Here is a 19,063-nt window from a genome sequence, read left to right as displayed (position 1 = left end):
TCATCCCGCCACCCAGATCATCAGGCCGACCAGCGCACACATGACGATTAGCGCAATCGTGGCGACCATCCCGCCGATCCGTGCATCCGATTTGGGCGCCTTGGCGGGCATATCGCCGATAATGCCCTTGGCCGACCCGTCAGGCAGATTGACGGGCGGCGTAATCTGGATCTCGGGGCTGTAGGTGGTCACATGGCGCACGCCCGACGCAAGATCCAGTGTTACCTCTTGCCCGGCAGTGGCGCGCGACAGGATCAGGATCGCGGTGCCGGTGATCGCATTGACCGCCTGCTTGTCCACAGCATCGGGCGTCATGTCATAGCCCTGTGCGATATAGTTGGTCAGCGCCATGCCATCGAGATCGGCGATGCGCACCACATCCACAAAAGTCATGTCGAGTGGTGCCCCGAAAAGCCGTTCCATGGTTTCTGCTGTCGGCTCTGTAATGGTTTGGTCCGTGGCAAACACACGGATCTGCCCATAGTCATTGGCGGGAAATGTCAGCGTTGTCATACCATCACCGCCTTGCGGCTGGCGCGCATGTTCTGCGCCAGAAGGTCCATCGCGGCCATCCGCACCGCGACCCCCATTTCAACCTGCTCCTGAATGACCGACCGGTTGATGTCGTCGGCGATGGTGCCGTCGATCTCGACGCCGCGGTTCATCGGACCGGGGTGCATCACGATCGCATCAGGTTTGGCGTGGGCCAGTTTCGCGGCATCCAGGCCGTAGCGGTGAAAATATTCCCGTTCGGATGGAATGAAACCGCCGTCCATCCGTTCCTTTTGCAGGCGGAGCATCATCACGACATCCACGTCGCGCAGCCCTTCGGCCATATCCTCGAACACCTCGACCCCGAAATCCCTGATCCCTGCGGGCATCAGCGTGGGGGGGGCGATCAGTCTGATCCGGTTTTCCATCTTGCCCAGCAGCATGATGTTGGATCGCGCAACGCGGCTGTGGGCAATATCGCCGCAGATGGCAATCGACAACCGGTGCAGACGCCCCTTGGCGCGGCGGATCGTCAGCGCATCCAGCAGGGCCTGCGTGGGGTGTTCGTGCTTGCCATCGCCCGCGTTCAGCACGGCACAGTTCACCTTTTGCGCCAGCAGGTCCACGGCCCCCGATTGCGGGTGACGCACAACCAGCAGATCGGGGCGCATCGCGTTCAGCGTCAGCGCCGTGTCGATCAGGGTTTCGCCCTTTTTCAGCGATGACGCCTGCATCGCCATGTTCATCACATCCGCGCCCAGCCGTTTGCCCGCCAGTTCGAAACTGGCCTGTGTCCGGGTCGAATTTTCAAAGAACATGTTGATCTGCGTCAGCCCGGCCAGCACGTCACGATGCGCGATGCCCTTGCGGTTATGGTCGGCATAGCTGTCGGCAAGGTCGAGAAGCGTCGTGATCTCGGTCGGGTGCAGCGGTTCGATGCCCAGTAGATGCTTGGCGCGGAATGTCATGGCAGCCCTCTTGTCGCGGTTGGTTTGCTTATAGCAGGCAGGCGGGGCGCTTCAATGCCCGGACCCACTGCACATCCCGTTCGAATGCGATTAACATACACGCCATGGAATCGGGTAACACATATTGGCATAACCGCGCCCTGCTGGAATGGCAGGTAGAATTGGGCGTCACCGATGCCATTCTGGACGCGCCGGTTGACCGTTACCAGTTGGAAGCAGCCAAGCCCGCGCCAAAACCTGCACCAGCGCCCGCCGCTCCGCCGCCAGTGCCGCAGCCGGACACGGTGGACGCTGTGGGCATCGCCCGCGCTACCGCAGCCGGCGCCGCCGATCTGGGCGCCCTTGCCGCCGCGATGCAGGCGTTCGAGCATTGCGAGATCAAGCAGGGCGCGCGCAGTTTCGTGTTTTCCGATGGCAACCCTGCCGCCCGCGTCATGATCGTGGGAGAGGCACCGGGCCGCGAGGAGGACCGCGCCGGGAAACCTTTCGTGGGGCGCGCGGGCCAGTTGCTCGACCGGATGCTTGCGGCGATTGATCTGGACCGCGCGGCAAGTGATCCCGCTCATGCGGTTTATATCACCAATGTCCTGCCATGGCGGCCCCCGTCCAACCGCACGCCCGACAAGGATGAAATCGCGATGATGTTGCCGTTTCTGGAACGTCACATCGCCCTGGCCGACCCGGATGTGATTATCCTGATGGGCAACACGCCTTGTCAGGCGCTACTTGGTCGCACCGGGATCACCCGGATACGCGGGCAGTGGGCCGAGGTCATGGCCCGTCCTGCCTTGCCGATGTTCCACCCCGCCTATCTGCTGCGCAACCCTGCCGCCAAACGCGAAGCGTGGGCGGACCTTTTGGCGCTTAAGGCGAAATTGAGAGGTGACACATGAAGATACTGGCATTTTCTGACCTGCACCACGGCCCTGTCAAGGCCGCCGCAATCGTCGAGGCTGCCAAGTCTGCCGATCTGGTGATCGGGGCGGGCGATTTCTGTAACCATCGCAAAGGACTGGAGGATGCGATGGCGATGCTTGAAGGTATCAAATGCCCATTTGTCGTGGTTCCTGGCAATGCCGAAAGCATCGACGAACTGCGCGCAGCGACCGACCCGTTGATCGACGTGCTGCACGGGCAATCGGTGGATGTGGACGGATTCGATATCTTCGGGATCGGCTATGCCATCCCGCTGACGCCGTTTGGGTCGTGGTCCTGCGATATGACCGAAACGCAGGCCGAGGCGATCCTGGAGCGCTGCGAAAAGGCCGACATCATCGTGAGCCATTCCCCGCCAAAGGGGGTCGCGGACCAAACGTCTGCAGGTCTGTCTGTCGGGTCAACGGCGCTGCGCGATGCCATCGTGCGCCTGTCGCCCAAGTTTGTTTTCTGTGGTCATGTGCATGACAGCTGGGGCCAAAGCGGCACCATCGGACGCACGAAAATCCACAACCTCGGCCCCACCCCAAACTGGTTTGAGATGTAATCAAGATGAGTCGTATTGACGAAACAAAAGACTTCATGCCGGTCCGCATTGCCGTGCTGACGGTCAGCGATACCCGCACGTTGGAGGATGACAAATCCGGGCAGGTGCTGGTGGACCGGATCGCCGCCGCCGGGCATATCCTGGCGGATCGCAAGATCGTGACCGACGACCGCGACAGGATCGCCACAAGGCTGAGCAAGTGGTGTGCCAGCCACGCGGTCGATGTGATCATTTCCACCGGCGGCACCGGGCTGACCGGCCGCGATGTCACGGTCGAGGCGCATCGCGACGTCTATGAAAAGGAAATCGACGCCTTTGGCACGATTTTCACAATCGTCAGCATGCAGAAGATCGGGACATCAGCGGTGCAAAGCCGGGCGACGGCGGGGGTTGCGCAGGGAACTTATCTGTTCGCGCTGCCCGGCAGTCCGGGCGCTTGCAAGGATGCTTGGGATGAAATCCTGTGCAAACAGCTCGATTATCGGCACCGGCCCTGTAATTTTGTCGAGATCATGCCGCGTTTGGATGAACATTTGCGCCGGAAATAGCTATGACATGCGTATGACTGGACGATAGGTTGCGCGGGCCTATCTATAATACGTCGTTCAAGGAAGTCCAAAAATGCGTTTTCTTCGCCGTAGCCTGACGGGCGTTTTTCTACTTGCGGTCACGCTGGCCCTGTTGGCATGGGCCGGCAACATGGTGCGTGATGCTGTTGTCGCCCGTATGAACGAGGAACCCCGGAGTTTTCCGCAGCGCGAACGGGTTCTGTCTGTCAACGTCGTCACGCTGGAACCGCAAACTATTGTCCCCGAACTGACCGTTTTCGGCGAATTGCGCAGCCAGCGCACGCTGGACCTGCGCAGCGCCACAGGGGGCACTGTGCTGTCCGCCTCGGATGCTCTGGTCGAAGGTGGTACGGTGACTGCCGGTCAGTTGTTGCTGCGGATTGATCCGGTTGATGCGCAGGCGGCACTGGACCGGGTGCGGGCCGATTTGCAGGATGCCCAGGCGGAATTGCGCGATGCGGAACGCGCGCTTTTGCTGGCCGGGGACGAGTTATCAGCGGCCCGCGCGCAGGCAGCGTTGCAGGAACAGGCGCTGGCGCGCGCGCGTGATCTTCGCGGCCGTGGCGTAGGCACGGAGGCCGCTGTCGAAAACGCTGAACTGGCCGCATCAAGCGCGCAAGCGTCTGTGCTTAGCCGCCGTCAGGCGGTTGCCTCTGCCGAGGCGCGGATTGATCAGGCCACCACGCGTCTGGCCCGCACCCGCATCAACGTGGCCGAGGCTGAACGCGCCGTAGCAGACACCGAGATTTTCGCGGCCTTTGATGGCACATTGGCGGATGTGACAGTGTCCGACGGGGGCCGTGTGACAGCCAACGAACGCTTTGCACAGCTCATTGATCCGACCCTGCTGGAGGTCGCGTTTCGCGTGTCAACATCGCAATATGCGCGGCTATTGGATGGCAACGGCACGTTGATCAGCGCGCCGGTCAGCGTGGCGCTGGATGTGTCGGGTGTGAACCTGCATGCGACCGGCCAGATCACCCGCGAAGGCGCATCTGTGGGCACAGGACAGACAGGACGCCTGCTGTTTGCCCGGCTGGATGCGGCGCCGGGGTTCCGGCCCGGTGATTTCGTCACGGTCAGTATTGATGAGCCCGCATTGGAAAACGTCGCACTGGTGCCGGCAACGGCTGTCGCGCCCGATGAAACCGTTCTGGTCGTCAACGCCGAGAACCGACTGGACACGGGCGCTGTTACATTGCTGCGGCGTCAGGGCGACGATGTAATCATCGGCGTCGGTGCGCTTGCCGGTGCGACGATTGTCGCCGAGCGTTCGCCCTTGCTGGGCACGGGGATCAAGGTGGATCCCATTAGCCCCGGTGGGGCCGAAACACCGACCGAACCCGAAATGATCGCATTGGATGCTGAACGCCGGGCGAAACTGGTGGCTTACGTAACGCAAAGCCCGATGCCGGATGCGGTCAAGGCCCGTATCATTGCCCAGTTGGAAGAAGAGCAGGTCTCGTCGGAAACGGTTGAACGGCTGGAAAGCAGGATGGGTAGCTGATGGTGACGGGCGGCGACAAGCTGAACGCGCGGGCGGGGGGTATCCTGTCCTATTTCACGCGTCACCGGACGGCGGCGAACCTGTTGCTGGTCTTGATGATCGCGGCGGGCTTTCTGGCCATTCCCAACATGCGGGCGCAGTTTTTTCCTGATGTGGTCGTTGACGATCTGACGGTGTCGGTCGCGTGGCAGGGGGCTGGTGCCGAAGATGTGGACGCCGCCATCGTGCAGGTTCTGGAACCTGTGCTGCTGGGGGTCGAGGGTGTCACCTCATCCTCGGCTACATCGGTCGAAGGGCGGGCGTCGATCCGGCTGGAGTTCGATCCGGGTTATGACATCGACCGTGCTGCCGAAGATGTGCAACTGGCCGTCGACAGCACCGGCAACCTGCCCGAAGACGCCGAAGACCCGAACGTGCGGCGTGGCGGCTGGTCGGACCGTGTGACCGATGTTGTGATTACAGGACCGGTTGGCGTGGACCAACTGGCCCGTTTTGCCGATGAAATGGCTGTGCGGCTGTTCGCGGAAGGTGTGACAAGCGTTATTATCCAAGGGGTTGCAGCACCATCAACGATTGTCGAGGTGCCATCGCTATCGTTGATCGAATATGATGTAACCATGGCCGATATCGCTGCCCGCATCGGCGAAGAGGCCGCAGCCGACCCCGCTGGCGATGTATCGGCGAACGCCCGCGTGCGCACGGGCGTGGCCAAGCGCACTGCCGAAGACATCGGCGCGATTGTCCTGAGGTCGAATCCCGATGGGTCCAAGCTGACGATTGCAGATGTCGCGACGGTGCGCGTGGAGGGTGTAGACCGCAACCGCGCCTATTTCGTCGGTGACGATCCGGCGATCAAGATGCGCGTGCAACGTTCTGCCCAAGGCGATGCCATCGGGATGCAGCGCACTGTGGAACAGGTCGCCGGGCGGCTGACCGCATCGCTGCCTGCGGGGGTGTCGATTGAACTGACGAACGGGCGCGCTGAACTGATCACGGGCCGTCTTGATATTCTGCTGGATAACGCCCTGACGGGCTTGGCGCTGGTTGTTGGGCTTTTGTTTCTGTTTCTGAACGCGCGCACCGCATTCTGGGTCGCTGCCGGCATCCCCGTTGCCATGCTGGCTGCTATCGCGCTGATGTATGCGTTCGGGATCACAATCAACATGATCTCGCTTTTTGCGCTGATCATCACGCTGGGGATCGTCGTGGATGATGCCATTGTCGTTGGTGAACACGCCGATTTCCGGGTGCGCAATCTGGGCGAGACGCCGGTGCAGGCCTCGGAAAATGCTGCCAGGCGCATGTTCAGCCCTGTGTTTTCTGCGACCTTGACCACGATCATCGCCTTTTTCGGACTTGTGGTCATCGGCGGCCGGTTTGGCGATCTGATTGCGGATATTCCGTTCACGGTTATCGTCGTGCTGGCGGCTAGCCTTGTGGAATGTTTCCTGATCCTGCCCAACCACATGAGCCATGCCATCGCTCATTCGGCCAGAGAACACTGGTATGACATGCCGTCCCGCATCGTGAACCGTGGTTTTGAATGGGTGCGTGAAAACCTGTTCCGCCCGTTCATGGCGGGGGTTATTGCGGCCCGCTATCCGGTCTTTGCGCTGGCACTGCTGGCGCTGGCCAGTCAGGTGGCATTGGTCATCAAGGGCGACGTCAGCTGGCGGTTCTTCAATGCGCCCGAACAGTCACAGGTCACAGGCAACTTTGCGATGTTGCCGGGTGCGACCCGCGACGACACGCTGGAAATGATGCGCGAGATGCAGCGCGCGACCGAGGCGCTGGGCGCGGAATACGCAGCCGAACATGGTGCCAATCCGCTGAAATTCGTCGTGGCCGAGGTGGGCGGCAATTCAGGCCGCGCCATCGCCGGGTCCGACACCAAGGATGCCGACCAGCTGGGTGCGATCACCATTGAGTTGATCGACGCCGACAGTCGCCCTTATACCAGTTTCGCCTTTGTCAGCGCTTTGCAGGACAGTATCCGCCAGCATCCCATGGCCGAAACCGTCAGTTTCCGCAGTTGGGGGTCGGGTCCGGGGGGTGATAGCCTTGATGTGGAAATGTTCGGCGCAGACAGCGACACGCTCAAAGCTGCCGCAGAGGCGCTCAAGGCCGAACTGGCGATTTACCCTGAAATTTCAGGGCTGGAAGACACGCTGGCTTATGACAAGGAAGAACTGATCCTTGAACTGACCCCGCAAGGGCAGGCACTGGGGTTAAGCATCGACGGGCTGGGCCGCGTACTGCGCAACCGGCTGGGCGGTATCGAGGCGGCGACTTATCCAGATGGTGCGCGGTCCGCCACGATCAGGGTGGAATTGCCTGCCGACGAACTGTCGGCGGATTTTCTTGATCGCACGCAGATACGCACCGCCGCAGGGGCCTATGTGCCGCTGGCGGATGTGGTAACGGTGCAAAGCCGGACGGGGTTTTCGACCGTGCGCCGCGAAAACGGGATTCAGCTGATATCCGTGATCGGTGATCTGGATGACGACGACGCTGCCCGTGCCACGGAAATTCAGCAGGTGATCAACGACGAAATCCTACCCCGCATCGAAGGCCGTTACGGCATCGAGACGCGTCTGTCAGGTCTCAGCGAACAGGAAAGCCGATTCCTTGGCGATGCGCTGAACGGACTGGTGCTGGTCCTGCTTGGGATTTACCTGACCCTGTCATGGATTTTCAGCAGCTGGACCCGGCCTGTCGTGGTGATGGCAATCATTCCCTTTGGCCTGGTCGGGACGATTTATGGTCACGCGCTGTGGGGCATCCCGATGAGCATGTTCACCGTCGTCGGCCTGATCGGGATGGTCGGTATCATTATCAACGACAGTATCGTGCTGGTCACGACAATTGATGAATATGCCCAGGACCGCGGGTTGATTCCCGCGATCATTGACGGCGCGGCAGACCGGTTGCGCCCTGTGATGCTGACGACACTGACCACGGTGCTGGGGCTGGCGCCACTGCTTTACGAAGGATCGACACAGGCCGAATTTCTGAAGCCGACTGTCGTGACGCTGGTATTCGGTCTGGCTTTTGGCATGTTGCTGGTGCTGCTTATCGTGCCCTCGCTGATTGCGATGCAGGCGGATGTTCGTCGGCAGTTGCAGGCGGCGAAACGGGCGTTGCGCGGGCGTAAGCTGGCGTTGTTCGCACCTGCTGCGATCGGCGGACTTGTCGCGATCGGTTTGTTTGCAGCCACCGTTGCGCCGGTTCTGGTGACGGGCGCGCCATGGGCGCCACTGGCCGTGATCCTGCCACTTCTTGAAAGCGGGTTCGCAGGTGCGCTGGCGGTATTCGTCGCTGCATTGCTGGCTGTGCTGCTGGTCATCTATGCGGCAAGCGTGATGGTATTCAGTCTGCGGCGCAGGGCCTAATCGGCCTGACAGCCCTGTAATTCCACCGCGCGGGCAGGCCCGAGCAAGGTGATCTTGATCTGCGACCGGTCAAGCGCAAAGCTGCTGCCCGTCATATGCACCATATCAACGGTTGCCTTCAGTTCACCGGCGGCGTGCGCTACATCCGCCTCTGATACCCAGATGTCGGCGTCACCGGTTTCGATGATCACGACCTCCGATGGACCCCACTGCGCCGTTCCGAGCCTTGCAACCACGCGCAACCCGTCCGATATCGGCGAGATATGACAGGTGGCGGGGCCAAGCACCGCTTCGGCACCGGTCAGGGGCCGGTTGATCAGGGCGGCCGTGATGGCGGCGTCACGCTGACCGTCAGCGGGCAAGGCCGCATCAAAAGGCAGGCTGACCGGAATACAGATTTCTTCGCAAACGCCAATGTCGATCTGGCCAGCCAAGTGCAGCGGTGCGTTGGCATCCTTGGCGGCGACTTTCAGTGGAAACACGACTCCGTCATGATATCCGATTGAACGCTGGCCGTTCTGGTCGAAAATGACGGGCACCGGCCAATGCGGCGTCACAGTGCTGATATTGTCAGACCCCGCAAAATTGAAATGCGGCGGGATACCGGCATCGCCCGGCGCGCGCCAATAGGTTTTCCAGCCCGGTTTCAACGTGATCCGCAGCCCCGCCATATGGGTGCCGTCATCCATCCGCCAGCCGGGCAGGACTTCGATCCGGGCCAGATCGTCATAGGTTTGCGCAGACAATGCGACGGGGGCCAACAAAAGGGCCAGAAAGACAGCAAGTTGTTTGGTCATGGCGTAGGTCTCGGTGATTGCTGCTGAAATGGAAAGTCACGATTGGGCGAGATTTGCGTATGCGTCCCCTCTTGCGTCAGCGTGGCAACAGACACATCTTAGGACGTATGAAAACACCAGAAACCAGCCTTGTTGGCAAATTACTGATCGCCATGCCCGAAATGGGCGATCCCCGTTTCGCGCAAAGCGTGATCTATATGTGTGCCCATTCCGACGACGGCGGGATGGGACTGATCGTGAATAAACCACAGGTCGGGGTGCAGTTCGCCGATCTGCTGGACCAGTTGGGCATCGACAAGTCGCCCGACGTGCGCGACATCCGCGTGCATTTTGGCGGACCGGTGGATCATGCGCGCGGTTTTGTGCTGCATTCCGGTGATTATGTTTCGGGCGCTGGGACGCTGCAAGTGGATGGCAAGATCGGCATGACAGCCACCCTCGATGTTCTGGAAGACATCGCCAAGGGGACAGGCCCCAAGGTGTCCATGCTCGCGCTGGGTTATGCCGGTTGGGGGCCGGGCCAGTTGGAGGACGAGATTGCCCAGAACGGCTGGCTGATCTGCGATCCGCGTGATGAGATCATCTTTGGCCGCGCGAACGAACATAAATGGTCGGCCGCGCTAAAGGTTCTGGGGATCAACCCTCTTTTGCTGTCACCGACGGCTGGCCGCGCCTAGGCCGGTGCATCGATCAGGGCGCGCATGATCGACAGCGCGCTGTCGCTGGACCAGTCTGCGTCGCCTTGCAGCCGTGCGATTTCACGACCCTGAGGGTCAAGGATGATCGTGACAGGCAGGCCCAGCACCCCAAGGCTGCGCGCCAGTGATTGCCGCGGATCGGTATGCAGGGGCAGGGTATCCACCCCGATTTCCGCAAAGAACCGTTCCATTGCGGGGCGCGGGTTGCGCCCTGTGGCTATCGTCACGACCTGCATCGCTTCGCCGCCCAGCTCGCTTTGCAGTGCGGCCAGATGTGGCATTTCCTTGCGGCACGGTGCACACCAGGTGGCCCAGAAATTCAGCACGACATATTGTCCCTGATAGTCCCCAAGGGTCATTTCAGACCCGTCTTCGCCAGTGAACGCAAGATCGGAGCCGTCCATCGGGGTGCTGTGGACCGTCAGCTTGCGCATATCCCCGTCACGCAGCGCGGCAATATCGGGCGTATCGGCAAAGCCCGTGTTTGCAACAAGGGCGAGCGCCGTATAAAGCAGAGCTGATTTTAACTTCCGCACGAGATGTTTCCTTCATGACCAAATCCGCAAATACGATGTGGGGCGGGCGTTTTGCCGCCGGACCAGACGCGATCATGGAGGCGATCAACGCCTCGATCGGGTATGACCGCAGGCTTGCGCCACAGGACATCGCAGGTTCACGCGCCCATGCCGCCATGTTGGCCGCCACAGGCATCATCAGCGATAACGATGCAGACGCGATCAGGGAAGGCCTGCTCACCGTATTGTCAGAGATTGAAACCGGTGATTTTCCATTTTCGACAGCACTTGAAGATATTCACATGAATGTAGAGGCCCGGCTGCGCGATTTGATCGGGGAACCGGCAGGGCGGCTGCATACGGCTCGGTCGCGCAACGATCAGGTGGCTGTCGATTTCCGACTTTGGGTCCGCGATCAATGCGATCAGGCGGACGCGGCGCTGGCGGCGTTGCAGAACGCTTTGCTGGGTCAGGCAGATGCCGGGGCGGATTGGGTGATGCCCGGTTTCACCCATTTGCAGACCGCGCAGCCGGTGACATGGGGCCATCACATGCTGGCCTATGTGGAAATGTTTTCGCGTGACCGATCCCGCTTTGCCGATGCGCGCAAGCGGATGAACACGTCACCGCTGGGCTGTGCCGCGCTGGCGGGCACGTCGTTTCCCATCGACCGTGAAATGACAGCGACGGCGCTGGGCTTTGACGCGCCAATGGCCAATTCGCTGGATGCGGTCAGCGACCGGGATTTCGCGCTGGAATATCTTGCCGCCGCAAGCATCTGCGCGATGCACCTGTCGCGCATGGCCGAAGAACTGGTGATCTGGTCGTCAGCGCAATTCCGGTTCGTCAAGATGTCGGACAAGTGGTCCACCGGGTCCAGCATCATGCCGCAGAAACGCAACCCGGACGCCGCCGAACTGATTCGTGCCAAGATCGGCCGGATATTCGGCGCGAATGTCGCGCTCATGACGGTGATGAAAGGTCTGCCGCTGGCCTATTCCAAGGACATGCAGGAAGACAAGGAACAGGTATTCGATGCCGCCGACAACCTGATGTTGGCATTGGCCGCCATGGCCGGGATGGTGTCTGACATGACCGCCAACCGTGACAGCCTTAAAACCGCCGCTGCCAGCGGGTTTTCCACGGCCACCGATCTGGCCGACTGGCTGGTGCGCGAACTGAACCTGCCGTTCCGCGAGGCGCATCATGTGACAGGATCGCTCGTCGCTGTCGCAGAGGACAAGGGCTGCGATCTGCCGGATCTGACGCTGGACGACATGCAGGCTGTGCACAACGGCATCAGGGCCGATGTGTTTGACGTTCTGGGGGTTGAAAATTCCGTCGCCTCGCGCACAAGCTATGGTGGGACCGCCCCCGCGCAGGTGCGCGCGCAAGTCGCACGCTGGAAAGAGGTTTTGGCATGAGAAGGCTGGCTATGATCATGGTTGTCGGTGCACTGTCAGGGTGCGGTGCTGACGGCGCACCGATGCGGCCCAGCGCGAATGTCGGGCTCAGCGTCGGCTCTGGCGGGGTCAGCCCCAGCGCAAGCGTCGGCGCCACGAACGGATCGGTCACTTTCGGGATGGGGTTCTGATGCGCATCGTCTATCTGTTGCTGGCAATCTGGGGGGCGATTCACCCGATGTATTATTTCATCCAGTGGTTTCAGGCTGAAGGATGGGATATCATGGCAATGGTCGATGCATGGCACGCCAATGCAGCCAGCAGTGGGCTGGTGTGGGATCTGACGATTGCAGCCGTCGCCCTGACCGTCTGGATCATCACCGAGGTCAGCCGCACAAAGAATATGCTGGCGTTGATCGCCATTCCCGCGACCTTTTGTATCGGCGTCAGCTGCGGTTTGCCGCTGTACCTGTATCTGAGGGGCCGCATCGTCTACACACGGGACCGGCATACCATCCGCGACTTTTGATCGCCCCTGTGGCATCATCAATTTGCAGTTATCCGTTGGCGCACTACCTATCCTGCAAGCATGACTCGCGTTACGGTCGCTTTTAAGGGGCGCTGATGCGCGACCGTTCAAAGGAGAGGCCCGCTGACTGATCAACCCGACCAGATGCGCCATTTGCGCCTGCCCGTGACCGCCACCCGACTGGGGATGGTGGGTGAACAGGTCGTGCGCGCATTCTGGCCGCTTTGGACAGTCGTTTTTCTGGTGCTTGCGCCCCTGATGATGGGGTGGCACGATTTTGCCTCGGTTGCAGTCTTCCGGGCAGCCGGTTTGCTGGCGGCGGTTTCTGTTCTGGCGGCACTGGTTTGGGGGGTGCGCCGTTTTCAGATGCCAAGCCGAGCGCAGGCGCTGGCCCGTGTCGATGCCAGCCTGCCCGGTCGCCCGATTGCCGCGATTGCCGACAGGCAGGTCATAGGGACCGGCGACGCCGCGTCCGAGGCCGTCTGGCACGCCCATGTGGACCGGATGATGGCCCGCACGCGCGATGCACGTGCCGTCGAACCTGATCTGCGGATCGCGGACCGTGACCCTTACGGTCTGCGCTTTATCGCGCTGCTGTTCTTTGTTACCGCGCTTTTGTTCGGGTCGCTGCTGCGTGTGGGCAGTGTGGGCGACATGCCTACAGGTGGCGGGCAGACACTTGCGTCTGGCCCTGTCTGGGAAGGCTGGGTTGAACCACCCGCCTATACCGGCAAGCCTTCGATCTATCTGAATGATGTGCCTGCGGGTGATCTGCGCGTGCCGACAGGCAGTAAAGTCACGCTGCGCCTTTATGGCGAGGTTGGCGCATTGAGCGTTGCCGAAACCGTTTCGGGCCGGACGCAGGATGCAGGTGCGACGTCAGAGGCCGAACAGAGTTTTGCGATCAACCAATCCGGTGGCCTTGCGATTGACGGTGAAAACGGAATCCGCTGGGCCATATCTGCCATCGAGGACACCCCGCCCGAGGTAATACTGACCGGGCCGGTCGAAGCTGACGCCATGGGTGAAATGTCGCAGCCGTTTACGGCACTTGACGATTATGGCGTCGAAACCGGAACAGCAACAATCACCCTTGATCTGGCCGCAGTGGACCGGCGGCACGGGCTGGCAACTGATCCCGACCCGATTGATCCGCTGGTGCTGGATCTGCCGATGCCCTTTACCGGTGATCGCAGCGATTTTGACGAATTCCTGATCGAAAATCTGAGCCAGCATCCGTTGGCGAACCTGCCGGTCACCCTGCAATTGTCGGTGATTGATGCCGCCGGACAAACCGCGACCACGCCGGCAGAACCAATGAACCTGCCCGGCAGGCGGTTTTTCCAGCCCTTTGCCAAGGCCGTGATCGAACAGCGCCGCGATCTGATGTGGTCACGGGCGAATGCGCCCAGGATCAACCAGATCCTGCGCGCTATTTCTCACCGGCCAGAGGGGCTGTTTTCCAACGAAACTACCTATCTGCGTTTGCGCACCATCATTCGCCGCATGGATGCCATGGCTGAATTGGGCATGAACGACGAAGGGCAGGCCGAAATTGTGCAGGCCCTGTGGGATTTGGCGATCCAGTTGGAGGACGGCCGCCTTGCCGATGCCCGTGAAAGGTTGCGCCGCGCGCAGGAACGGCTGGCCGAGGCGATGCGCGACGGTGCCAGTGATGAGGAAATCGCCGAATTGATGCAGGAACTGCGCGAGGCGACCAACGATTACATGCGCATGCTGGCCGAACAGGCAGAACCATCCGATGGGACCGATCAGGCCGACAACAGCCAGAACACGATGGAGATGAGCCAGGACGAATTGCAGGCCCTGATGGACCGCATCGAAGAACTGATGCAGGAAGGGCGGATGGCCGAGGCTGCCGAACTGATGGAACAGCTGAACCAGATGATGGAAAACATGCGCGTGACGCAGGGCGAAGGTGGCGATGGGCCACAAACCCCCGGCCAGCAATCCATGCAGGATCTGGCCGAAACGCTGCGTGATCAGGAAGATCTGTCAGACGACGCGTTTCGTGATCTACAGGATCAGTTCAATCCGGGCCAGCAGAACGACGGACAGCAGCCCGGTCAGAACCAGCCCGGCCAACAGGGGCAGGACGGCCAGCAACCCGGTCAGGAAGGCCAGCAAGGGCAAGGTCAGGGCGTAGGTGAAAGCGGCCAGCAAGGCCAGCAGGATGATAACGGCGCGGGTGGCAGCGGTACGCTTGCCGATCGTCAGCGCGCCCTGCGCGATGAATTGCAACGCCAACGCGATGGTCTGCCCAGTCTTGACGGTGAAGCTGGCGACATTGCCCGCCAGTCGCTGGAACGTGCCGAAGGTGCGATGGAAGGTGCCGAAGATGCACTGCGCAACGGCGATCTGGGCGAAGCGATCGACCGTCAGGCCGAAGCCATGGATGCGCTGCGCAACGGGATGCGCGAACTGGGGCAGGCTATGGCGGAAAACCAGGCGCAGCCCGGCCAGGGGACCGAACAAGGCGCTGCACAGGGCCGCCCGGCACCCGGCCAGCGCGACCCGCTGGGTCGGCAGATGGGCAACACCGGACAGCTTGGCACAGATCAGGAGTTGCTGGGCCGCGAGGAAATAAACCGCAGAGCCGAAGAGTTGCTGGGCGAAATTCGCCGGCGATCGGCGGAACAGGAGCGGCCCGAAATCGAACGCGACTACCTGCGGCGGTTGCTGGATCAGTTCTGAAAACCACGCGGCCTGCGGCGCGCGGCCCGGCATTGATCAGTTTGAAGAAGACGTGCCGGATACGGGTGCTGTGGCGGTTGCGTCTTCAACATCGGCTGGCATCACATCTTCGACCATCGTGCTGACCTGTCCGACCACGTCGTGCAGGCGGATGCGCAGTTGATCGACCGTTTGCACATATTGTGTCATGAAATCGCGCGTCTGTGGCAACTGTCTGACAATCTCTCCGGCAAAGACATAGGGCATGATCGCCAGCCCGATCAAAACCAGCACCAGCGCAAAACCGCGCCGAAACCCACGCCGCTGCACGGCTTGTTCCTTTTCAACTTCGGTCAGGCCGGACCCGTCGTCAGCATTGGACCGGGCGCGCAGGGTTGCGTTTATTTCGTCCATGCTGGGGACGGTATTCTGGTCGTCGGTTGCCGTCTTGGCCGTGGCAGCCACCGGTGTGTCGGATTGTTTCGTCAGCTGTGAAATCCGCTCGCGGGTTTCGGCCGCGCGCTGCTCTTGCGTCTGGATCGCAGGCGGTGCCGTCACCCGGGGCTTGGCAGCACCGGTAGGCGGAAGCACGTGACTCCGCGACGCCTCTGCGCGCAAGATATCGGCGATAGAACTATCAAGCGGTTTGCGCGTCGGTGGCTTGGGCTGGACAGAAACTTCCTCATCAGGCGTGGCCGATGATCTGGGCACACTCGGCGTCAGGATCGAGGTCGTGCGCTTGACCGACTTTGGCTTGTCCGTCTGGAACCAGGTATGTGTGCAGTTAGAGCATTGCACGTCACGCCCGCCTTCGGGGATGACATCGTCGGCGATATCATATTGCGCATCGCAATTCGGGCAAATCAGCCGCATCTAACTGTTCCTTCTACCATTCAACATGTCATTAAAACGAACCCTAACCGTCTGCAATTTAACAATCGTAGCGCCAAAGGCAAAGGAATTGCGCCATGCCATATCAGCTGACGATTGAAACCTTTGCAAGATTTAGGCAGAACGACAGTCAGAACCAGAGGGCAACACCGTGATCGAATTGGACAATGTGTCATACGGATATGGTGACAATCTGCTTTTTTCCAATTTAAATCTGGCACTTGCGCCTGGCTCGTTTCATTTTCTGACCGGCCCTTCCGGGGCAGGAAAGACAACGCTCTTGCGTCTTTGCTATGCCGATTTACAGGCTGGTGCTGGTCAGGTCCGACTTTTTGGTGATGATGCGGCGACACTGGGGCGTGATGCGGTGGCAATGGTCCGCCGACGGATCGGGGTTGTGCATCAGGACTGTCAGTTCCTCGATCATCTGACGATTGCCGAAAATATCGCGCTGCCGCTGGTCGTGGCAGGCCGCGCGGCCGAGGCTGCGGGTGATCTTGAGGAACTGCTGGCCTGGGTGGGCCTTGCCCCGCAGGCCGGGCAGTTGCCGCCGGAATTGTCTGGGGGCGAGCGCCAGCGCGCGGCCCTGGCGCGTGCGGTTATCATGGCACCTGACGTCATCATCGCCGACGAACCCACTGGCAATGTCGATTGGGATATGTCGCAGCGGTTGCTTAGCCTGCTGGTCGAGCTGAACCGCATGGGAAAGACCGTGTTGATCGCGACCCATGACATGGGAATGATCAGGTCGCTGAAATCGGATGTGAACGCCCGCGTTCTGCGCCTGAAGGATGGCACGCTGATGCAGGCGGGGGCGGAACTGTGAAAGGGTTGCTGGATCTGATCGTTGGTGATCCGCAGGCCGACCGTGCCGTGCCGCCCAGTGGAACAACCGCAAGGCTGACCGTGTTTGTCGCCGCAGTCATGGCGTTTTTGGCGGTGCTGGCGCTGGCGCTGTCACTTTCGGCAGGCCGCGTGGCGGACCGTTGGGCCTATGAACTGGCACAGGCCGCGACGCTGCGCCTGCCTGCATCCGACGATCAGGCCGACGCCTTGCTGCGTGCCGCATTGAATGTGCTGGAAACAACGCCTGGTGTCGCATCGGCCAGGGCACTGACGGATCAGGAACAGCGGGCGCTGCTGGAACCGTGGTTCGGTGCAGGCCTGCCGTTGGACAGCCTGCCCGTGCCGCAATTGATCGAGGTGATCGCCGCTGATGACGGCTATGATCTGGAAGGCTTGCAGGCGCGGTTGGCCGCCGAGGTGCCGGGTGCGGTGCTTGATGACCACACAAGCTGGCGCGCGCCGCTGATTGCGGCGGCTGACCGGCTGCGGTTGATTGGCTGGTTGATCGTTGTGGCGATATTCGCAGCGATGGCGGCGATGATTACGTTGGCTGCAAATGCGTCGCTGGCCGCCAATGCGCAGGTGATCCGGGTGCTGCGGCTGGTGGGCGCGCGCGATATCTACATCGCCCGTGGATTCGTGCGCCGCTTTACACTGCGCGCCGGGGCCGGGGCGGTTGCAGGGGTTGTGGCCGGACTGGTTATCGTGCTGCTGCTGCCGCGCGGCGATGTCGCGGGCGGCTTTATCTCTGGATTGGGGTTCACGGGCGCTGGCTGGCTGTGGCCATTGGTCATTCCGCCACTGGCCGCGATCGTGGCTTTTCTTGCAACACGCGCTGCCGCATTACGCCGGTTGAGGAATGAAACATGAGTTACGCAATCCAATGGCTGCGGTCGCTGGTTTTCAATGTGCAGATGTATGTGGCGATGCTTGTCGTGGGGATCTTGTATGCGCCGGCCGCCATTGCATCGCGTCAGGGCGCGATTGCAGGCTGCCATGCGTATTGCCGCTATATCCGCTGGTCGGCGTCGTGGATGATCGGGCTGAAAACCGAAATTCGCGGCACCCCACCGACGGATGAGGTGATGGTTGCGCCCAAGCACCAGTCATTTCTGGATGTGCTGGTGATTTACGGCGCGATCCCGCGTGGCAAATTCATCATGAAAAGCATCCTGAAATATGCGCCGATCATTGGCCAGTTCGGGTTGCGGATCGGATGTATCCCGGTGGACCGCGGCAAGCGTGGTGCCGCGATCAAGAAAATGCTGGCCGATGTGCGTGCGGGACGGGCGTTGCCCGGACAGTTGATTATTTACCCCCAAGGCACCCGGATCCCGCCGGGCGTCAAGAAACCCTATAAGGTCGGCACCGGCGTCCTGTATCGTGACATGGGCCAGCCGGTTGTGCCAGTCGCCACAAATGTGGGCGTGTTCTGGCCCAAGCGCGGTGTCTACCGCAAACCCGGCATCGCCGTGTTCGAATTTCTGCCACGGATCGAACCGGGGCTGGAGGTGAATGAATTCATGACACGGCTGGAAACCGACATTGAAACCGCCTGTGACCGTCTGAACAAAGAGGCGGGTTTTGATGGTTGAAGGTGTCGTCGCCGATATCGTAACACTTGCGGCGCTTTATGGCACCGCGGGCGAGGCTTCGCTGATAAAGGTCGCCCCGCAGCTTACGCCGCTGTATGAAAAATGGATCATCGCCGCGCGATTTTGCGTTGTGTCCACCGTGGGGCCAGAGGGCACCGATGGCAGCCCCCGCGGCGATGATAGCCCAGTGGTGCAGGTGCGGGATGTGCAGACATTGCTACTGCCCGACTGGCGCGGCAACAATCGGATCGACACGCTGCGCAATATCGTCACGGACGGGCGGATCAGCCTGATGTTCATGGTGCCGGGGTCAAACAACGTGGTGCGCGTGAATGGCCGGGCGATCGTATCCGTTGCACCCGACCTGCTGGCGCGCTTTGATCAAAAAGGCCGGCTGCCGCGCAGCGTGATCGTGATTACCATCGCCGAAGTCTACAGCCAATGCGCCCGCGCCCTGATGCGGGCCGGGTTATGGACGGCAGGCGACAAAAGCGCTGGTTTGCCCACAGTGGGGCAGTTGCTGGCCGAGCAGCAGGATGGGTTTGATGATGCAGGCTATGATGCGGCGTGGGGTGCGCGTGCCAGCGATACGATGTGGTGATGACCCGCAGCGCGGCCCTGTCATTCATCACCTGACATAAGCTTCCCGGTGGAAGAATGGTGACGGACAGGTGTATGGCATCC

Annotated in this window: 19 protein-coding genes; 14 read left to right on the top strand and 5 right to left on the bottom strand. The window is 61.0% G+C overall.

The window, feature by feature from the left end:
• A complete protein-coding gene (locus tag ACTG4B_RS12765; RefSeq protein WP_439156084.1) occupies nucleotides 1-513 on the bottom strand; it encodes a hypothetical protein in 513 nt (170 codons plus the stop codon).
• A complete protein-coding gene (locus tag ACTG4B_RS12760; RefSeq protein ID WP_439156083.1) occupies nucleotides 510-1,460 on the bottom strand; it encodes an aspartate carbamoyltransferase catalytic subunit in 951 nt (316 codons plus the stop codon). The genes ACTG4B_RS12765 and ACTG4B_RS12760 overlap by 4 nt, the downstream gene beginning before the upstream one ends.
• Nucleotides 1,461-1,564: 104 nt before the next feature.
• Between ACTG4B_RS12760 and ACTG4B_RS12755 the strand changes: the two genes are divergently transcribed.
• From ACTG4B_RS12755 to ACTG4B_RS12735, 5 genes are all read left to right on the top strand, one after another.
• The gene (locus tag ACTG4B_RS12755) at nucleotides 1,565-2,353 is read left to right on the top strand and encodes a uracil-DNA glycosylase (RefSeq protein ID WP_439156082.1); all 789 of its coding nucleotides are present in this window, start codon (nucleotides 1,565-1,567) and stop codon (nucleotides 2,351-2,353) included.
• Complete coding sequence (locus ACTG4B_RS12750) at nucleotides 2,350-2,943, top strand: metallophosphoesterase family protein (RefSeq protein ID WP_439156081.1); 594 nt, start codon at nucleotides 2,350-2,352, stop codon at nucleotides 2,941-2,943. The genes ACTG4B_RS12755 and ACTG4B_RS12750 overlap by 4 nt, the downstream gene beginning before the upstream one ends.
• Nucleotides 2,944-2,948: 5 nt before the next feature.
• Nucleotides 2,949-3,491, top strand: a complete 543-nt coding sequence (gene moaB / locus ACTG4B_RS12745; protein ID WP_439156080.1) for a molybdenum cofactor biosynthesis protein B — start codon at nucleotides 2,949-2,951, stop codon at nucleotides 3,489-3,491.
• Between the two features lie 73 nt (nucleotides 3,492-3,564).
• Nucleotides 3,565-5,019: an efflux RND transporter periplasmic adaptor subunit gene (locus ACTG4B_RS12740; protein WP_439156079.1), complete on the top strand. Its 1,455-nt coding sequence runs from the start codon at nucleotides 3,565-3,567 to the stop codon at nucleotides 5,017-5,019.
• Nucleotides 5,019-8,411: an efflux RND transporter permease subunit gene (locus ACTG4B_RS12735; protein ID WP_439156078.1), complete on the top strand. Its 3,393-nt coding sequence runs from the start codon at nucleotides 5,019-5,021 to the stop codon at nucleotides 8,409-8,411. Before ACTG4B_RS12740 ends, ACTG4B_RS12735 begins: the two co-directional genes overlap by 1 nt.
• On the opposite strand, the gene ACTG4B_RS12730 is transcribed toward ACTG4B_RS12735, so the two are convergent.
• A complete protein-coding gene (locus ACTG4B_RS12730) occupies nucleotides 8,408-9,208 on the bottom strand; it encodes a protein-disulfide reductase DsbD domain-containing protein (RefSeq protein WP_439156077.1) in 801 nt (266 codons plus the stop codon). The two genes, ACTG4B_RS12735 and ACTG4B_RS12730, sit on opposite strands and share 4 nt — an antisense overlap.
• A 107-nt stretch (nucleotides 9,209-9,315) precedes the next feature.
• Here ACTG4B_RS12730 and ACTG4B_RS12725 point away from each other — a divergent pair, with 107 nt between their 5' ends.
• Nucleotides 9,316-9,885 (top strand): YqgE/AlgH family protein, encoded by a 570-nt coding sequence (locus tag ACTG4B_RS12725; protein ID WP_439156076.1) that lies wholly within the window; start codon nucleotides 9,316-9,318, stop codon nucleotides 9,883-9,885.
• Here ACTG4B_RS12725 and ACTG4B_RS12720 read toward each other — a convergent pair.
• Nucleotides 9,882-10,442 carry a TlpA family protein disulfide reductase gene (locus ACTG4B_RS12720; protein WP_439156075.1) on the bottom strand — a complete coding sequence of 187 codons (561 nt, stop codon included), beginning with the start codon at nucleotides 10,440-10,442 and terminating at the stop codon, nucleotides 9,882-9,884. The genes ACTG4B_RS12725 and ACTG4B_RS12720 overlap by 4 nt on opposite strands.
• A 14-nt stretch (nucleotides 10,443-10,456) precedes the next feature.
• Between ACTG4B_RS12720 and argH the strand changes: the two genes are divergently transcribed.
• The 4 genes from argH (at nucleotide 10,457) to ACTG4B_RS12700 (ending at nucleotide 15,068) form a co-directional block, all read left to right on the top strand.
• A complete protein-coding gene (argH, locus tag ACTG4B_RS12715) occupies nucleotides 10,457-11,845 on the top strand; it encodes an argininosuccinate lyase (protein WP_439156074.1) in 1,389 nt (462 codons plus the stop codon).
• Nucleotides 11,842-12,015, top strand: coding sequence for a hypothetical protein (locus ACTG4B_RS12710; RefSeq protein WP_439156073.1), 174 nt, complete (start codon nucleotides 11,842-11,844; stop codon nucleotides 12,013-12,015). Before argH ends, ACTG4B_RS12710 begins: the two co-directional genes overlap by 4 nt.
• Nucleotides 12,015-12,353, top strand: a complete 339-nt coding sequence (locus ACTG4B_RS12705) for a DUF2834 domain-containing protein (protein ID WP_439156072.1) — start codon at nucleotides 12,015-12,017, stop codon at nucleotides 12,351-12,353. The genes ACTG4B_RS12710 and ACTG4B_RS12705 overlap by 1 nt, the downstream gene beginning before the upstream one ends.
• Nucleotides 12,354-12,497: 144 nt before the next feature.
• Nucleotides 12,498-15,068 carry a TIGR02302 family protein gene (locus tag ACTG4B_RS12700; protein ID WP_439156071.1) on the top strand — a complete coding sequence of 857 codons (2,571 nt, stop codon included), beginning with the start codon at nucleotides 12,498-12,500 and terminating at the stop codon, nucleotides 15,066-15,068.
• Between the two features lie 36 nt (nucleotides 15,069-15,104).
• Here the strand turns inward: ACTG4B_RS12700 and ACTG4B_RS12695 are convergent, their stop codons facing one another.
• On the bottom strand, nucleotides 15,105-15,920 hold the full coding sequence (locus tag ACTG4B_RS12695; protein ID WP_439156070.1) for a zinc-ribbon domain-containing protein: 816 nt from the start codon (nucleotides 15,918-15,920) through the stop codon (nucleotides 15,105-15,107).
• A 169-nt stretch (nucleotides 15,921-16,089) separates the two neighbouring features.
• On the opposite strand from ACTG4B_RS12695, the gene ACTG4B_RS12690 reads away from it, so the two are divergent.
• Genes ACTG4B_RS12690 through ACTG4B_RS12675 form a run of 4 tightly spaced genes read left to right on the top strand, consistent with a single transcriptional unit; the run spans nucleotide 16,090 to nucleotide 18,980 of the window.
• Nucleotides 16,090-16,764, top strand: a complete 675-nt coding sequence (locus ACTG4B_RS12690; protein ID WP_439156069.1) for a cell division ATP-binding protein FtsE — start codon at nucleotides 16,090-16,092, stop codon at nucleotides 16,762-16,764.
• A complete protein-coding gene (locus tag ACTG4B_RS12685) occupies nucleotides 16,761-17,654 on the top strand; it encodes a cell division protein FtsX (RefSeq protein ID WP_439156068.1) in 894 nt (297 codons plus the stop codon). Before ACTG4B_RS12690 ends, ACTG4B_RS12685 begins: the two co-directional genes overlap by 4 nt.
• Nucleotides 17,651-18,379, top strand: coding sequence for a lysophospholipid acyltransferase family protein (locus tag ACTG4B_RS12680; RefSeq protein WP_439156067.1), 729 nt, complete (start codon nucleotides 17,651-17,653; stop codon nucleotides 18,377-18,379). The genes ACTG4B_RS12685 and ACTG4B_RS12680 overlap by 4 nt, the downstream gene beginning before the upstream one ends.
• Nucleotides 18,372-18,980: a pyridoxamine 5'-phosphate oxidase family protein gene (locus ACTG4B_RS12675; protein WP_439156066.1), complete on the top strand. Its 609-nt coding sequence runs from the start codon at nucleotides 18,372-18,374 to the stop codon at nucleotides 18,978-18,980. The genes ACTG4B_RS12680 and ACTG4B_RS12675 overlap by 8 nt, the downstream gene beginning before the upstream one ends.
• Nucleotides 18,981-19,063 lie beyond the last annotated feature (83 nt).

The organism is Yoonia sp. (assembly GCF_965660735.1).
In the GTDB taxonomy this organism is placed as follows: domain Bacteria; phylum Pseudomonadota; class Alphaproteobacteria; order Rhodobacterales; family Rhodobacteraceae; genus Yoonia.
This window is presented reverse-complemented; position numbering and strand designations above follow the sequence as displayed.

Coding starts and splice junctions, on each gene's coding strand:
- ACTG4B_RS12765 (WP_439156084.1), bottom strand. CDS start 513: ATGACAACGCTGACATTTCCCGCCAATGACTATGGGCAGATCCGTGTG.
- ACTG4B_RS12760 (WP_439156083.1), bottom strand. CDS start 1,460: ATGACATTCCGCGCCAAGCATCTACTGGGCATCGAACCGCTGCACCCG.
- ACTG4B_RS12755 (WP_439156082.1), top strand. CDS start 1,565: ATGGAATCGGGTAACACATATTGGCATAACCGCGCCCTGCTGGAATGG.
- ACTG4B_RS12750 (WP_439156081.1), top strand. CDS start 2,350: ATGAAGATACTGGCATTTTCTGACCTGCACCACGGCCCTGTCAAGGCC.
- moaB (WP_439156080.1), top strand. CDS start 2,949: ATGAGTCGTATTGACGAAACAAAAGACTTCATGCCGGTCCGCATTGCC.
- ACTG4B_RS12740 (WP_439156079.1), top strand. CDS start 3,565: ATGCGTTTTCTTCGCCGTAGCCTGACGGGCGTTTTTCTACTTGCGGTC.
- ACTG4B_RS12735 (WP_439156078.1), top strand. CDS start 5,019: ATGGTGACGGGCGGCGACAAGCTGAACGCGCGGGCGGGGGGTATCCTG.
- ACTG4B_RS12730 (WP_439156077.1), bottom strand. CDS start 9,208: ATGACCAAACAACTTGCTGTCTTTCTGGCCCTTTTGTTGGCCCCCGTC.
- ACTG4B_RS12725 (WP_439156076.1), top strand. CDS start 9,316: ATGAAAACACCAGAAACCAGCCTTGTTGGCAAATTACTGATCGCCATG.
- argH (WP_439156074.1), top strand. CDS start 10,457: ATGACCAAATCCGCAAATACGATGTGGGGCGGGCGTTTTGCCGCCGGA.
- ACTG4B_RS12710 (WP_439156073.1), top strand. CDS start 11,842: ATGAGAAGGCTGGCTATGATCATGGTTGTCGGTGCACTGTCAGGGTGC.
- ACTG4B_RS12705 (WP_439156072.1), top strand. CDS start 12,015: ATGCGCATCGTCTATCTGTTGCTGGCAATCTGGGGGGCGATTCACCCG.
- ACTG4B_RS12700 (WP_439156071.1), top strand. CDS start 12,498: ATGCGCCATTTGCGCCTGCCCGTGACCGCCACCCGACTGGGGATGGTG.
- ACTG4B_RS12695 (WP_439156070.1), bottom strand. CDS start 15,920: ATGCGGCTGATTTGCCCGAATTGCGATGCGCAATATGATATCGCCGAC.
- ACTG4B_RS12680 (WP_439156067.1), top strand. CDS start 17,651: ATGAGTTACGCAATCCAATGGCTGCGGTCGCTGGTTTTCAATGTGCAG.
- ACTG4B_RS12675 (WP_439156066.1), top strand. CDS start 18,372: ATGGTTGAAGGTGTCGTCGCCGATATCGTAACACTTGCGGCGCTTTAT.